Below are 12,962 nucleotides of genomic sequence, written 5' to 3'. Positions count from 1 at the left end.
CTGATTCTCAAGGCGAGCTGATATCCACGGCGAGACGCGACACGGGTTGGCGCTCTTTGATCAGCCCGGTTTCGAAGAGAAACGATTCGACATCCTGGTAGCGCCCATGGCTCAAGGCACCGGGTGTCTGGGTCAGGCGCGCTCGTATCTCCGGCCAAGCGTCGCGGTTGACGGGCGTATCCAGCGTCGGTTCGGTAGCAATGAGCAAGGGCCAGCTTTCGTCAGGGTGCTTGAGGATCCATGCCGTGGCTTCCTCGAGGGCCGACACGAAGCGCCGGATGGCTGAACGCTGCTGTGCCAGGTTGTTGCGATTGGCCACCAGAATCAGGCCGTCGTGGCGGGGCATGCCATGGTCTTCCACCGCAAAGCTGCGCGTTGCCAGGCCGTCGTTGGCCAGGGCGCGGGGCAACAGGTGCCGCATGCCGCCGATCACGGCGTCCACCCGCCCCTCGAGCATGGCCTGTTCGAGGCGATAGTGAACGTTCGGGGTGTCGATGCTGTCCATGGAAACGTCGTGGCCGGCGATCATGGCGGGCAGGAGTATCGCTTCCGCGTCTTGATCGGCATGGCCGATGCGGGCACCTGCCAGTTCGGCGGGAGAGGCGATGCCGCTATCGCGCCTCACGACCAGAGCGGTCAGCGGAACTCCCACCAGCGTGGCGACACGGACCAGTGGCATGCCTTGATCGACTTGCCGATGAAGGAGCGGTTGGCGAGTCAGTGCCAGGTCGATTCTCGAGTCGGCAAGGAGCTTGGTTGGCACCTCCGGGTCGGCGGGGGTCGACAGCCGGATGTCCAGCCCTCGGTGCTCGAACATGTCGAGCGCCTTGGCAACGTACAGGGCAGCGTGCCGCGGGCTTGGGTACCAGTCCAGCGAGACCGTGAGCCGGTCGACCGGCGGTGGGGCAATGGGGCCTGGCGGCCCTAGGGCGATCGCCGGTGCGATGGGATGGGAAGGTGTGTCCACCGCCGGGCCGCTGGGCAAGCCACGGTAAGCCTCCAGGGGATCAGTCGATGCCACCGCTGGCAGGTCGGGGACCATGACGACGGTGTTCAATGGCGGATAACGTTGCTCGGTGGCGTTGCCTTCCTCCATCCCGATGGCATGCAAGGAGGGAAACAGGCTGCCGACAAGCAGCAGGATACCCAGCGCCAGTAACGACCGGCGAAATGAGAACATGGCAGTGACTCCAGCGGTGACGTCCGGCTCGGTTGTCCCGCAATGATCGTTGGGGCCGGCAATGGGGCGGGCGGCAGCCCGAATCGATCCGCCCATGATGGCAGCCGCGGGCCTTCACGGGCGACTTTCTGCGGTGCGAGCGATTCCGGCTAGTCTATCGGCGCAGGCCGGTGCCTGGCCAGTATGAGGCCATCGCGATGCTCGCTGTGTCATGAGACAATCAAACTTCATCTCCAGGGGTAGGGCGCATGGATTCGATCAATACCCTTTTTCTGCTCAGTGGCTTTCTCATCGCCTTGAGTGTTCTCGCCAGCCGGCTTTCGACCCTGGTTGGCGTGCCACTGCTGCTGATCTTCCTCGGGCTCGGCATGCTGGCCGGCGAGGAAGGTGTACTGGGGATCCAGTTCGATGACTATGCACTGGCCTTTCTGATCGGCCATCTCGCCCTGGCGATGATCCTGCTGGATGGCGGGCTCCGTACCCGGCTGAAGACATTCCGTGTCGGCTTCAAGCCGGCCTTGAGCCTGGCGACGCTGGGGGTCTTCCTGACCAGCGGTCTGGTGGGTGGCATCGCTATGCTGGTCTTCGATCTGACGCTGGTACAGGGCCTGCTGGTCGGGGCCATTGTCGGCTCCACTGATGCCGCGGCGGTCTTCTCGATGCTGGGGGGCCGCGGTATCAACCTCAATGAAAGGGTCGGGGCGACGCTGGAGATCGAGTCCGGTACCAACGACCCGATGGCCATCTTTCTGACCTTGATGCTGGTCGAACTGCTGGTCGGCGATATCGGTGGTCCCTGGGAGACCGGGCTGTTCTTCCTCCAGCAGTTTGGCCTGGGGATCGTCATCGGTATCGGCGGTGGCTGGGTGAGTGCGCGCCTGCTGAGCTGGCTGGATCTCGCGCCGGGCCTCTACTCCTTGCTGGCATTGGCCCTTGGTTTCTGTGTCTTCGGCGTCAGCGCCGCCCTGGGAGGAAGTGGCTTCCTGGCGATCTATCTGACGGGCCTGATGATCGGCAACCGGCCGGGGCGTCATCTCAACTTCATTCTTCCGGTGCATGATGGTCTGGCCTGGCTGAGCCAGATCGGCCTGTTCCTGGTGCTGGGCCTGCTGGTCACGCCCAGCGAGATGCTCGAGTATGCCTTGCCGGCTGCCCTGGTGGCGTTGGGGTTGATCTTCGTGGCGCGCCCTTTGGCCGTGCTGGTGGCCATCAAGCCATTCTTTCGTTTTCGCTGGCGCGAGGTCGTTTTCATCGCCTGGGTGGGGCTGCGAGGCGCCGTCCCGATCGTGCTGGCGATCTTCCCGGTTATCGGGGGCGTCGAGAACGCCTCATTGTATTTCAATGTCGCCTTTGCGGTGGTGCTGCTTTCACTGCTCATCCAGGGGGGCTCTCTGCCGTGGATGGCACGCCGCATGAAGGTGATGCTGCCCCCCATGGTCACGCCCAACCGACGGGGGCCGCTCGGTATCCAGGCCGAAAATGACTTCGAGATGTTTGTCTACGTGGTGGAGAATAGCGATCTGGAGGACGTGCCGATCCGTTTGCTGCGTTTTCCCTCGGGCGCCTTGATTGCCTCCTTGTTCCGTGATGGCGTGATGCTGCATCCCAAGGGGTCGACGCGTCTGTGTCGTGGCGACGTGCTTTGCGTGATTGGCCGCACCGATGATCTGCCGGCGCTCAACAAGCTGTTCAATGGTGATGCCACGCTCAAGCGCGAGAAGGCGTTTTTCGGCACCTTCACTTTCTCCGGCGACGTGCGCATGGGGGATCTGGCGGAAGCGTACGGGCTGACGCTGAGTCCCGGAGAGCACGAGATGACGCTGGAAGAATTCCTGTCGCTACGCGTCGGCGGTCATCCTGTGGTGGGCGATGACGTCGATTGGCACGGTATCCACTGGGTCGTGAGCAAGATGGAGGGCAACCGCGTAACCCAGGTGGGCCTACGGCTCTACTGAGCTGAGCGTGGGCACCCTGATGCGACGCGAGAGAAAGGACGGAAGAGAAAGAGGGAAGAGAGAGGAGAAGCGGGCCGGCCATGATGACCGGCCCAGATGTTTCATTTCACGACCTTGTTGTAGATGAAGAGCACGACCAGTGCGCCGATGATGGCGATCACGAAACTGCCGATATTGAAGCCGTCCACCTGACCCATGCCCAGCAGGGTGCTGATCCAGCCCCCCACCACGGCGCCGATGATGCCCAGGATGCAGGTCATGATGATGCCCCCGCCATCCTTGCCAGGCATGATGAACTTGGCGGCGATGCCTGCGATGAGGCCGAAAATGATCCAAGAAATGATGCCCATGCGATCCTCCTGATCCGTTGTCGTCGTCTTGCCATATAAGTGATAGGCGATCATTAGTCTGGTCGACCAGTGCGGTGCTGTCCACGCCGATGTGGCATCCCAGTCGTTAACGAATGTCACAGCCGGCCGGTGCTTGCTTGCCCGGTGGCAGGCGATCAGCGATGATTGAGAAGCTACCCTTTGGGTGGCTTTCCTAGGCGATCCTTTCGAGGCCCCATGATACTGCTGATTACCTTTGCCCTTGTTGCCATCGGTATTTCCTTTCTCTGTTCGCTGCTAGAAGCGGCGTTGCTCTCCATGACACCGAGCTATGTCGCGCAGCTGCGGGATACCAAGCCAGCGTTGCATCGTCGGCTGGCACGCCTGAAGCAGAACATCGACCAGCCATTGTCGGCGATTCTGACGCTCAATACCGTGGCGCACACCGTCGGTGCCACCGGCGTCGGTGCCCAGGTCACGGTCGTGTTCGGCGAGGCCTGGCTGGGAGCGGCCTCGGTAGTGATGACGCTACTCATCCTGATTGCCTCAGAGATCATTCCCAAGACCATCGGTGCCACCTACTGGCGTCCGCTGACGGGCTTCATCGCCCCGATGCTGGAAGCCATGGTCTGGTTGCTCAAGCCCTTCGTCTGGCTCTCCGAGCGGATCACTCGTCGGATAGGTCGTGAAGGCGATGACACCGACATGCGCGGTGAAATCAAGGCGCTGGCCAAGATCGGGCTCGAAGAGGACGCTCTGGATGCCGACGAGGCACGAGTGATCACCAACATTCTCAATCTCCATGAGATCGACGTGAGAAGCGTGATGACGCCCCGTACGGTATGCATGGCCGTCAAGCCCCAGATGACTGTGGCGGAGTTCGACGAGGCCCTGGGCAATGCTGCCTTCACGCGTTTTCCTGTCATGGATGGTGGCGAGCAGGCGATGGGCTATGTCCATAAGGCAGATACGTACCACGCTGACGATGGGGAAACGCTGAAGTCGCTGATGCATCCGGTCAAATCGGTGGCCGCCGAAGAGAGCGTCGAGCGCGTATTCAGCATGATGGTGGCCGACAAGCAGCACCTCTGTGTCGTCTATGATGACCTGGGTACCTGGTTGGGGCTGATCACGCTGGAAGATGTGATCGAGACGATCCTGGGGCAGGACATCGTCGATGAGACCGACAATGTCGCCAACCTGCGCAAGTACGCCAGGCAGCGATGGACTAAGAACCTGCGGCGTCGTCACCCCAATAAAGAGGATTCGGCCGAAACGTCGTCGTGATGGCGCGGGGAGGCGGAAATGACGAAAGCGTCCGTGTCGACTCTGGGCATCCTGTTGCCCGATGACGGACCCGACGACTATGAATGGTACGCACCGGAATGCCTCGAGGGTGGCAGTCGTCTGCCGCATATCGCGGTAGGCGGAATTCCCAGCGATGGTCATCACACCACCACCGCGCTGCTGGCTCTGGGAGCCACCGAGCGGCTGCAGCCGGCCGGCGAGGCGCTGGTGCGTCGACATGACATTGGCGCCTTGGTCTGGGCCTGCACCAGCGGCAGCTTCATCGGTGGGCTGTCGTGGGCGTGGCGGCAGGTCCATGAGCTGGAAGAGACGCTCGGCGTGCCGGTCATCAGCACTGCCCTGGCATTCGGTGAAGCCTTCGAGGCGCTGGGCTGCCGGTCTCTCGACCTGCTGAGCCCCTATCCCGATGATGTCACCCTGCGCCTGGTCTCCTTCCTGCGCGAGAGCGGTATCGAAGTAGTGCACAGCCATGCCCTCGACTGCCCCTATGCCGCCGATTCCAACACGGCGGATATCCTGGGGGAGGTGCGTCGCTTCAGCGAGGCACATCCGTCGGCACGACTGCTGATGGTACCCGATACCGCGATCAATAGTCTGGCTTTGCGTCCGGCGTTGTGCCGAGAGGTGGGGCGTGAGGTCCTGACGGCCAATCAGGTGACCTTGTGGGCCGGCCTGCGGCGCCTGGGGGCACCGTTGCCGGAGGCGTTGCTGGGGCCGTTGGCGACGCTCTGAACCGAGCGATCGAGACTGATGCCCGAGTGATGAAAGGCCGCGGCCCCGGTGAAGGAGCCGCGTGTCCTCTTTGCTAGCGTCGCGCGATGATCCAGATGGCATGCACGATACCTGGAATGTATCCCAGGATCGTCAGCAGGATGTTCACCCAGAAGTGCAGGCCAAGGCCAACCTGAAGGAAGACGCCGACCGGCGGCAAGATGATGGCGAGAATGATACGGATGATGTCCATTTCTATCCCTCGGTAATGATGACTGAGATTGCTCGTGAATGGATCACGACGCCAGGCTTCGATGTCCGGCGTCTTCATTATGCCAGAGCTTATGATGGAAATGAGACCGGGAAATGTCAGGTATCGGTCCCGTCTAACTGTCCAGATAAGTGCGATAGAGTCTCGACATGCGTTTGCGTTCGCGCCGGTTGCGGTGCTGGCGCGTCTCCAGATGGGCCGGTGTGGCCTGCCCATCGTCATCGAACACGAACTGGCGGCTTGCGCCCATGATGCCGGGCGCTGAGCTGTAGATGTAGAGCACGAGCAGCTCGAGCACGTACTGGGCATTCTCGTCGCGGCACAGTGTCGACTTGTCCTCGATGGGGGCCTGGCGTGCCCGACTGACCAGATGCTGAATCTCTCCGGCATCAATGTAACTCCCCGATGACAACGGACCTTGCAGGGTGCCACCCTGGATCGAAGTCGGCGTCGTGGCGTCTTCTTCCCGCTGTATCTCGGATACGGTGCAGCGTCTGACCCCCTCGTGACTATGCAGTCGGACATGTGCCGACTCGATATGGATGTGTTCTGCACTCATGTTGCTGATCAGGCAGCGCCCCCTGGTCGACAACCCCATGACCTGGTTGATGACGACCTTGGGACGGCGTTGCCGGATGAATCCCGCCAGCAACATCTGGGCGTAGACAATCCAGATCACGAGTGTCGCGACGCTCGTGAGGACCTGCAGAAAACTGCTGTGCTGACTGATCCAGTCGATCATGTTGGGCGCTCCTTGCCTGACAGGAATGACGTCGTAATGGTGCGGGACCGCTGACATTCTGAAAAGAACCGAAGTCGATGCGCGATTGTTATGAAGATCTCTTGTGGCGATTGTCGTGTCCAGTCGTTAGTCGTTGGCAGGCGACGAACCTCGATAGCCGCTGTGATCGATAGCCTCTGTGGTAGCCTGTGGGGATGAGAAGGGAGGAGCGCTTATGGCCTTTCACAACCCGGACCCAAAAATGCAGGCGATAGAGCGACTCAACGCCCGGTCACGTGCCGCGTTGTTTGCCAGGTTGTTTCGTGGAACATGGGGTGTTTTGCGCAAGTCCGTGACGAGGCTTGCTCATATCAGATTGCGTCGACGACCTTGACGGGGCGGCCTGCGGCAGGAAAGCCCGGCAATGGGTAGCGCTGCGCCGTTGCACGCTTGGGCAGTTTTTGACTATCGGGAATGAAAAAGGGAACCAGCTAAGTAGCTGATTCCCTTGAAGAAGGTGGCGGAGGGACAGGGATTCGAACCCTGGGAAGACTCGCGCCTTCGCCGGTTTTCAAGACCGGTGCATTCAACCGCTCTGCCATCCCTCCGGCTCACGGCGGTGTATCCTACCAATATTTTGCGTTGAGTCAAGAGCCCAGGCCGATCAAGATGTTATCCATGCAACGGAGCCCGTGGCGTATACTGTACAGGCGCGTCTCTGGCATCGTCTGCCAGACAACGAGGCGCCGGCCCTTGGAGAAGAGCGGCGGGGCCGTCCGGATGGGCGCTTGCGTCGGGAACCTTCAGGGGGCATTCTGTGTCGATTGCCTGGATCATCATAAAACAGGGAGCTCTGGATCAATGGCTTACCAAGACACGCACGTGACACATCAGCAGTCACGAGGCGTCAGTGCCAACAAGACGCTGCGCAACACGTATGGGCTGTTGGCGATGACGCTGCTGTTCTCGGCCGTGACGGCCGGCGCCGCCATGGCGCTTGGCGTCCAGCAGATGAACATTCTGGTATTCTTCATCGGTGCCTATGGGCTGATGTTCCTGGTCCACAAGACCGCCAACTCTGCCCTCGGCCTTCTGGCGACCTTCGCCTTTACCGGTTTCATGGGCTTCACGCTCGGGCCCATCCTGAGTGCTTACCTGACCCTGCCCAATGGGGCGCAGCTGATCATGACCGCACTGGGCATGACCGGCCTCACGTTCCTGGGGCTTTCCGCCGTGGCGCTGGTGACCCGCAAGGACTTCAGCTTCCTGAGCAACTTCCTGCTTGCCGGGGCCATCGTGCTGGTGCTTGCCATGCTGGCCAGCATCTTTCTGCAGATTCCTGGCCTCTCCCTGATGGTCTCCGCCGGCTTCGTGCTCTTCTCCGCCGCGGCCATCCTTTATCAAACCAGCGAGATCGTGCACCGTGCCGGCGAGACTAACTATATCCTCGCCACCATCACTCTGTACGTTTCCATCTACAACCTGTTCATCAGCCTGCTTTCCATTCTGGGTATCATGAGTCAGGACTGAACCGAGCTCGGACGTCTACCTCCAAGCTGGCCCCGCTACGGCGGGGCCAGCGCGTTCAGAGAGATGTATCATGCGCTATGCGATCCTGTTGATGGGTGCCCCCTACAGTGATCAGGCCAGTCATTCGGCACTTCGCTTCGCCCGGGCCTTGCTGGCTCGTGGGCATCGGCTGGAGACTGTGTTCTTCTACCATGATGGCGTGTACAACGCCGCCCGGCTGGCGGCGCCTCCCCAGGATGAGCCTCACCTGGTGGATGGATGGGCGGCATTGCATGCCGAACATGGCGTCACGCTGCAGGTCTGTATCGCGGCGGCATTGCGACGCGGCTTGCTGGACGAGCGAGAAGCGAGTCGACATGGCAAGTCTGGCCACAGTGTGGAAGCTCCCTTCGAGTTGACGGGGCTCGGCCAGCTCGTCGATGTTGGGCTGAGTTGCGATCGGCTGGTGACCTTCGGCCCTTAGCGATTGATTGGGCAGCGGTCCGGATGTTTCGCGCAAGGAATGATGATGAGTAATGCTGAAATGCCCGATGGCGATCTACTGGTGATCCTGCGCCACGGCCCTCACGGCACGAGCTGGTTGCGGGAAGGCCTCGATGCTGCCCTTGTGGGAGCCGCCTTCGGCCGGCGGGTGGCGTTGTTGTTCATGGGCGAGGGTGTCCTGGCGCTGCTGGATGGTCAGGGGGCAGGAGCGCTCGGACAGAAGGGCACGAGCCCGACGCTCGAGATGCTCGAGATGTATGATATCGAAACTCTCTACGTCGAAGGGCCGGCCATGGCGCGATATGGCATCGCACAACAGGATTTGCTGCTGGCCCCTGTCGCCCTGGAGGATACGGTCATTGCCGAGCTGGTGGAGCGCCATGCCCTGATACTGACGTTCTAGCGAGCTGCGTGCTGCCTATGAGGAAGTGATGAAACTGCATATCGTGAACCGTGCTCCGGATGCCGGGCGAGCGGTTGAACAGGCGCTCTCGGCCATGGCGGCCGAGGATCGATTGTTGCTCATCGAAGATGGCGTGCAAGGGGCATTGCCGTCTTTGGTTGATGAGTTTGCGAGTATCGAGGGGCGACTCTACGCACTGCACGAAGACCTCGAAGCCCGAGGGCTCATGAATCGCCATGACGAACGGGTCGAGGTAGTGGATGTCGAGGGCTTCGTGACCTTGACCGAGCAGGCCGAACGAACCTTGAGTTGGTACTGATGGCAACCACGGAAATATACCGTTATCTAACGGTCGATGAGACAACAGAGGTGGGCCTCGATCCCGAAGGATATCTCGTCGACCTCACGCAATGGACCCCCGACGTTGCCAGGGCGCTGGCAGGCGAAGAAGGCATTTCGCTGGACGAGGCGCATTGGGAGGTGATCGAGGTGTTGCGCGACTTCTATGCGCGTTACGAGATGGCACCTGCCATGCGTCCTCTGGTCAAGGCGGTGGGACGCAGCCTGGGGCCTGACAAGGGGCGTTCCATCCATCTGATGCGCCTGTTTCCCGGCAGCCCTGCCAAGGTGGCGGCTCGCCTGGCGGGGCTGCCCAAACCCAGCCATTGCCTGTGACATGAACTTTCTGGCGCACGGCTGGCTGGCGAGAGGTGGTTCGGATGATTTCCTGTACGGCAATCTCATCGCCGATGGCGTCAAGGGGGTTGAGCTCGACGCCTGGGGAGAGGAGGTCGCCGGAGGTATTCGTCACCACCGCCGGGTGGATGCCTATGTCGATGCACATCCTGTCGTGCGCGAGGCCAGGGCCAGGGCGCCATCGCCTCAGCGTCGCTATGCGGGGATCGCCCTCGACCTGCTGTGGGATCATTTCCTCGCTCGGCAATTGATGACGCCTGAACGCGATGTCCTGGTGATGCGCTGCTATCGCGTTCTGGAAGGGCGTGTCGCACCGGCTCGCCTGGAGGCCATGATGCCGGCCCTGATACGCCAGGATTGGCTGAGGGGCTATGCGGACTTTTCCTTCACCTGCCGAGCGGTGGCCGGCGTGGGGCGCCGGATCACCGGCCCCAATCATCTCGCACGCCTGGTGCCCTGGATGGAGCGCGATTATGTCCGGCTGGCGAAGGATTTCGAGGCCTTATGGGACGATCTCGAGGGGGAATTGAGCGTGGCCCCCTGAGGGGTTAGTCGCCACGCAACCACAGGCAGTCGACGACATCCCCCTTGGCGATATCGGCATCGGGCTCGATGACCGCCAGGGCATCGGCACCGACGCAGGATGACAGCACGCCGGACTTCTGATCGGGATAGGCGTGAGCCACGATTCCCTCCCGGGTGAACGCCAGCTTCACGCGCATATAGTGGCGGCGCGGACCAGTACGGGTCGAGAAGTCGGCGTGGGCGGAGAGCCGGGGAAGCTGGGCCAGCTCGGGGCAATGAAGCAGAGCGCCCATGAGGGGGCGCAGAAAGAGCCAGGCGCCCACGAAACAAGAGACCGGATTGCCGGGCAGACCGACGAAGCGAGTCTCGCCGCCATGGCCGTCGGGCAGTCGGCCCAGGGCAAGGGGTTTGCCAGGGCGAAGGGCCAGCCGCCAGAGGTCGAGACGTCCCAGGGACTCGAGAGCAGCCTTGACGTGGTCTTCCTCGCCGACGCTGACACCGCCGGTGGTGACGACCACATCAGTTTGCTGCGCCGCGTTGCGCAGCATCTCCCGGGTTCCCTCGACATCGTCCGGTACTGTCGCCAGATGCGTGACGTCAGCCCCGAAGGTCTCGAGAAGGTGTGTCAGCATGGGGCGATTGCCGTTGTAGATCTGACCGAATGCCAGGGGCTGGCCGGGCTCGATGAGCTCGTCTCCGGTGGAGAGCAGGGCGACACGCGGCCGACGGCGCACCGCGACCTCGGTGATGCCCTGTCCGGCGAGATGGCCGAGGGCCGCTGCATCGAGGCGAGTGCCGGCATCGAGCAACGGGCGGCCAGCGCTCACGTCGCTGCCCTGAAGACGTACATTGTCGTGGAAAGGGATGTTGTCGGGGAAGCGGATGCCGTCGTCGGTGATCTCGACGCGTTCCTGCATGACGACGCAGTCGGCGCCTTCAGGCAAGGCGCCGCCGGTGAATATCCGGGCGCAGCTGTTCGGCGCCAAGGGGGTGACCCTCGCTCCAGCAGCGATGCGTTGGGAGACCGGCAGGGTACGCCCGGCGTCTTCGTGGCGCAGGGCGTAGCCGTCCATGGCACTGTTGTCGAAGGGGGGAGCATCGAGGCGGGCCATGACATCGCCGGCGAGCACGCGACGTGCCGCCTGGCTGCAAGGAAGATTCTCCGCGGGCATCACCGGGACATCTTCGAGCAGGGCATCGAGGCCCGCTTCCACGGGCTGGAGGGAAGCTGTCTCAGGCATGCTGGCCTCGTTCGGGAATCACCAGGTTGGCGAAATTGCAGGGCTGATGGCGACTGTCGAGTTGCTCGGCAAGGATGCCGTCCCAGGCCGTGAGACAGGCGCCGGTCGAGCCGGGAAGGCAGAACACGACGGTATTGTTGGCCAGACCGCCAAGGCAGCGGCTTTGAACGGTAGAGCTGCCGATCTCCTGCCAGGAGAGATGCCGAAAGAGTTCGCCGAATCCTTCGATGCGCTTGTCGAGCAGCACCGAGACGGCTTCCGGCGTTGAGTCGCGCCCGGTGAAGCCGGTACCGCCGGTGGTCAGGATGACTTGGACCTCGGCCTCGGCGATCCAGGCGGCGACTTGAGCGCGAATCCGGTAGACGTCGTCGACGACGATTCGCTTGTCATGCAACCGGTGGCCGGCGCCCTCCAGGCGTTCCACCAGGGCCTGGCCGCTGCGGTCGGTCTCCTCGGTGCGCGAGTCGGAGACGGTGAGCACCGCCACGGAAAGGGGGATCATCGCCTCGCTCATTCGTCGTCGCTCCGCTCACGCTTCGCGGCCTGGCGTGCCTCGAGGGCCGCCAACTGCTCCGGGGTCGCCTCGGTCTGATAGTGCGCTTTCCACTCGCTGTAGGGCATGCCGTAGACGTATTCCCGGGCTGCTTCATAGTCCAGCGACTCGCCGCGGGCTTCGGCCTCGGCCACCAGCCACTTGGACAGGCAGTTGCGGCAGAAGTCGGCCAGTATCATCAGATCGATGTTCTGCACGTCCTTGTTCTCGTCCAGATGGCGCAGCAACCGTCGAAAGGCGGCGGCTTCGAGTTCGGTACGGGTGGTATCGTCGAAATCCTGCATGGTGTCGCTCCATTGGCTAGAGATTCGATAGCGTGCCGCTGAGCAAGGCGGCTCGTCAGTGGCCGTCCCGCGGTGTGCACACCGAAAGCACCACGGCGTCTTCTTCGCTGACCGACACCAGGGCATGGCCCATGTCGCTGTCGAAGTAGATGCTGTCGCCCTTGGCCAGGTGAAGTGGCTCGTAGAATTCGGAGAACAGCTGGATTGCCCCTTCGAGGATCATCAGGAATTCCTCGCCGTCGTGACGGACCCACTCGCTGAATTCCTCGAAGCGGCGTGCACGCACAATGGTCTTGAAGGGAATCATGCGCTTCTGGGCCAGTTCGCAGCTGAGCAGCTCGTGCTCGTAGGTCGGGGTCGGGTGCAGTTGCCCCTCGCCACGGCGTGTCAGGTCGCGGCGTCCCATGGTGCGCGGCTTGGTGCGCGGTTGGGTGAGCAGTTGGGGCAGATCAATGCCGAGGCCGCCGATCAGCTTCTGAACCGCGGTGAAGGTCGGCGATATCTGGTCGTTCTCGATCTTGGAAAGGGTGGAGCGTGCCAGCCCGGTACGCTCGCTGACGTCGCCCAGCGTCCATTCGTTGGCCAGGCGGATCTCCTTGAGCCGTTCACCGAGCCGCAGGGGCTCGACGAACGGCTTGCGCCCGGAGGCAATGCGCAGGGCAGCGTCCTGATCGTTGCTGGCGGTCATCGGAGTTCACTATCGGAAACGGAGTTTTCACCAGATTACCATAACCATCAGGGCTGTCAGATAGTCTCGGCGACCCGTATCTGG

At 62.1% G+C, this 12,962-nt stretch carries 17 protein-coding genes and 1 tRNA gene; 9 read left to right on the top strand and 9 right to left on the bottom strand.

The annotated features are described in order from the left end of the window. Positions 1-7: 7 nt before the first annotated feature. Positions 8-1,180 carry an ABC transporter substrate-binding protein gene (locus A9O65_RS12935; protein WP_064702303.1) on the bottom strand — a complete coding sequence of 391 codons (1,173 nt, stop codon included), beginning with the start codon at positions 1,178-1,180 and terminating at the stop codon, positions 8-10. Between the two features lie 248 nt (positions 1,181-1,428). Between A9O65_RS12935 and A9O65_RS12930 the strand changes: the two genes are divergently transcribed. Then, positions 1,429-3,135, top strand: a complete 1,707-nt coding sequence (locus A9O65_RS12930) for a potassium/proton antiporter (RefSeq protein WP_064698499.1) — start codon at positions 1,429-1,431, stop codon at positions 3,133-3,135. A 101-nt stretch (positions 3,136-3,236) separates the two neighbouring features. On the opposite strand, the gene A9O65_RS12925 is transcribed toward A9O65_RS12930, so the two are convergent. Next, on the bottom strand, positions 3,237-3,485 hold the full coding sequence (locus A9O65_RS12925; protein ID WP_064698498.1) for a GlsB/YeaQ/YmgE family stress response membrane protein: 249 nt from the start codon (positions 3,483-3,485) through the stop codon (positions 3,237-3,239). A gap of 216 nt (positions 3,486-3,701) precedes the next feature. Between A9O65_RS12925 and A9O65_RS12920 the strand changes: the two genes are divergently transcribed. After that, positions 3,702-4,751, top strand: coding sequence for a CNNM domain-containing protein (locus A9O65_RS12920; RefSeq protein WP_064698497.1), 1,050 nt, complete (start codon positions 3,702-3,704; stop codon positions 4,749-4,751). A gap of 18 nt (positions 4,752-4,769) precedes the next feature. Beyond that, positions 4,770-5,504: an aspartate racemase/maleate isomerase family protein gene (locus A9O65_RS12915; protein WP_064702302.1), complete on the top strand. Its 735-nt coding sequence runs from the start codon at positions 4,770-4,772 to the stop codon at positions 5,502-5,504. 73 nt (positions 5,505-5,577) lie between these two features. Here A9O65_RS12915 and A9O65_RS12910 read toward each other — a convergent pair whose 3' ends face one another. From A9O65_RS12910 to A9O65_RS12900, 3 genes are all read right to left on the bottom strand, one after another. Further along, positions 5,578-5,736 (bottom strand): YqaE/Pmp3 family membrane protein, encoded by a 159-nt coding sequence (locus A9O65_RS12910; RefSeq protein ID WP_064698495.1) that lies wholly within the window; start codon positions 5,734-5,736, stop codon positions 5,578-5,580. Between the two features lie 133 nt (positions 5,737-5,869). Next, on the bottom strand, positions 5,870-6,496 hold the full coding sequence (locus A9O65_RS12905; RefSeq protein WP_064698494.1) for a hypothetical protein: 627 nt from the start codon (positions 6,494-6,496) through the stop codon (positions 5,870-5,872). A 497-nt stretch (positions 6,497-6,993) separates the two neighbouring features. Continuing rightward, positions 6,994-7,083, bottom strand: a tRNA-Ser gene (locus tag A9O65_RS12900). Between the two features lie 253 nt (positions 7,084-7,336). Between A9O65_RS12900 and A9O65_RS12895 the strand changes: the two genes are divergently transcribed. From A9O65_RS12895 to A9O65_RS12870, 6 genes are all read left to right on the top strand, one after another. Then, complete coding sequence (locus A9O65_RS12895; protein ID WP_064698493.1) at positions 7,337-8,005, top strand: Bax inhibitor-1/YccA family protein; 669 nt, start codon at positions 7,337-7,339, stop codon at positions 8,003-8,005. A gap of 70 nt (positions 8,006-8,075) precedes the next feature. Beyond that, entirely contained in the window at positions 8,076-8,468 is a 393-nt protein-coding gene (gene tusD, locus A9O65_RS12890) for a sulfurtransferase complex subunit TusD (RefSeq protein WP_064702301.1), read from the top strand. A 45-nt stretch (positions 8,469-8,513) separates the two neighbouring features. Beyond that, on the top strand, positions 8,514-8,891 hold the full coding sequence (gene tusC, locus A9O65_RS12885) for a sulfurtransferase complex subunit TusC (protein ID WP_064702300.1): 378 nt from the start codon (positions 8,514-8,516) through the stop codon (positions 8,889-8,891). A 28-nt stretch (positions 8,892-8,919) separates the two neighbouring features. After that, on the top strand, positions 8,920-9,210 hold the full coding sequence (tusB, locus tag A9O65_RS12880) for a sulfurtransferase complex subunit TusB (RefSeq protein ID WP_064698490.1): 291 nt from the start codon (positions 8,920-8,922) through the stop codon (positions 9,208-9,210). Beyond that, positions 9,210-9,566, top strand: coding sequence for a TusE/DsrC/DsvC family sulfur relay protein (locus A9O65_RS12875; RefSeq protein ID WP_064698489.1), 357 nt, complete (start codon positions 9,210-9,212; stop codon positions 9,564-9,566). The genes tusB and A9O65_RS12875 overlap by 1 nt, the downstream gene beginning before the upstream one ends. 1 nt (position 9,567) lies before the next feature. Then, the gene (locus tag A9O65_RS12870) at positions 9,568-10,131 is read left to right on the top strand and encodes an acyl carrier protein phosphodiesterase (RefSeq protein WP_064702299.1); all 564 of its coding nucleotides are present in this window, start codon (positions 9,568-9,570) and stop codon (positions 10,129-10,131) included. Positions 10,132-10,135: 4 nt separating this feature from the next. Here A9O65_RS12870 and A9O65_RS12865 read toward each other — a convergent pair whose 3' ends face one another. The 4 genes from A9O65_RS12865 to A9O65_RS12850 are packed head-to-tail and all read right to left on the bottom strand — an operon-like array spanning position 10,136 to position 12,878. Further along, the gene (locus A9O65_RS12865) at positions 10,136-11,353 is read right to left on the bottom strand and encodes a molybdopterin molybdotransferase MoeA (protein WP_064698487.1); all 1,218 of its coding nucleotides are present in this window, start codon (positions 11,351-11,353) and stop codon (positions 10,136-10,138) included. After that, the gene (gene moaB / locus A9O65_RS12860; protein ID WP_064698486.1) at positions 11,346-11,867 is read right to left on the bottom strand and encodes a molybdenum cofactor biosynthesis protein B; all 522 of its coding nucleotides are present in this window, start codon (positions 11,865-11,867) and stop codon (positions 11,346-11,348) included. The genes A9O65_RS12865 and moaB overlap by 8 nt, the downstream gene beginning before the upstream one ends. Next, positions 11,864-12,190: a DUF1244 domain-containing protein gene (locus tag A9O65_RS12855; protein WP_064698485.1), complete on the bottom strand. Its 327-nt coding sequence runs from the start codon at positions 12,188-12,190 to the stop codon at positions 11,864-11,866. Before A9O65_RS12855 ends, moaB begins: the two co-directional genes overlap by 4 nt. Before the next feature lie 55 nt (positions 12,191-12,245). Then, on the bottom strand, positions 12,246-12,878 hold the full coding sequence (locus tag A9O65_RS12850; protein WP_064698484.1) for a helix-turn-helix domain-containing protein: 633 nt from the start codon (positions 12,876-12,878) through the stop codon (positions 12,246-12,248). Positions 12,879-12,962: the final 84 nt, after the last annotated feature.

This window comes from Halomonas caseinilytica (assembly GCF_001662305.1).
GTDB lineage: Bacteria > Pseudomonadota > Gammaproteobacteria > Pseudomonadales > Halomonadaceae > Halomonas > Halomonas caseinilytica.
The sequence above is the reverse complement of the archived record's forward strand: the minus strand, read 5'-3'. Positions and strand labels throughout refer to the sequence as shown.

Coding starts and splice junctions, on each gene's coding strand:
- A9O65_RS12910 (WP_064698495.1), bottom strand. CDS start 5,736: ATGGACATCATCCGTATCATTCTCGCCATCATCTTGCCGCCGGTCGGC.
- A9O65_RS12870 (WP_064702299.1), top strand. CDS start 9,568: ATGAACTTTCTGGCGCACGGCTGGCTGGCGAGAGGTGGTTCGGATGAT.
- A9O65_RS12875 (WP_064698489.1), top strand. CDS start 9,210: ATGGCAACCACGGAAATATACCGTTATCTAACGGTCGATGAGACAACA.
- A9O65_RS12905 (WP_064698494.1), bottom strand. CDS start 6,496: ATGATCGACTGGATCAGTCAGCACAGCAGTTTTCTGCAGGTCCTCACG.
- A9O65_RS12915 (WP_064702302.1), top strand. CDS start 4,770: ATGACGAAAGCGTCCGTGTCGACTCTGGGCATCCTGTTGCCCGATGAC.
- tusB (WP_064698490.1), top strand. CDS start 8,920: ATGAAACTGCATATCGTGAACCGTGCTCCGGATGCCGGGCGAGCGGTT.
- tusC (WP_064702300.1), top strand. CDS start 8,514: ATGAGTAATGCTGAAATGCCCGATGGCGATCTACTGGTGATCCTGCGC.
- A9O65_RS12855 (WP_064698485.1), bottom strand. CDS start 12,190: ATGCAGGATTTCGACGATACCACCCGTACCGAACTCGAAGCCGCCGCC.
- A9O65_RS12895 (WP_064698493.1), top strand. CDS start 7,337: ATGGCTTACCAAGACACGCACGTGACACATCAGCAGTCACGAGGCGTC.
- A9O65_RS12930 (WP_064698499.1), top strand. CDS start 1,429: ATGGATTCGATCAATACCCTTTTTCTGCTCAGTGGCTTTCTCATCGCC.
- A9O65_RS12935 (WP_064702303.1), bottom strand. CDS start 1,180: ATGTTCTCATTTCGCCGGTCGTTACTGGCGCTGGGTATCCTGCTGCTT.
- A9O65_RS12925 (WP_064698498.1), bottom strand. CDS start 3,485: ATGGGCATCATTTCTTGGATCATTTTCGGCCTCATCGCAGGCATCGCC.
- tusD (WP_064702301.1), top strand. CDS start 8,076: ATGCGCTATGCGATCCTGTTGATGGGTGCCCCCTACAGTGATCAGGCC.
- A9O65_RS12865 (WP_064698487.1), bottom strand. CDS start 11,353: ATGCCTGAGACAGCTTCCCTCCAGCCCGTGGAAGCGGGCCTCGATGCC.
- moaB (WP_064698486.1), bottom strand. CDS start 11,867: ATGAGCGAGGCGATGATCCCCCTTTCCGTGGCGGTGCTCACCGTCTCC.
- A9O65_RS12850 (WP_064698484.1), bottom strand. CDS start 12,878: ATGACCGCCAGCAACGATCAGGACGCTGCCCTGCGCATTGCCTCCGGG.
- A9O65_RS12920 (WP_064698497.1), top strand. CDS start 3,702: ATGATACTGCTGATTACCTTTGCCCTTGTTGCCATCGGTATTTCCTTT.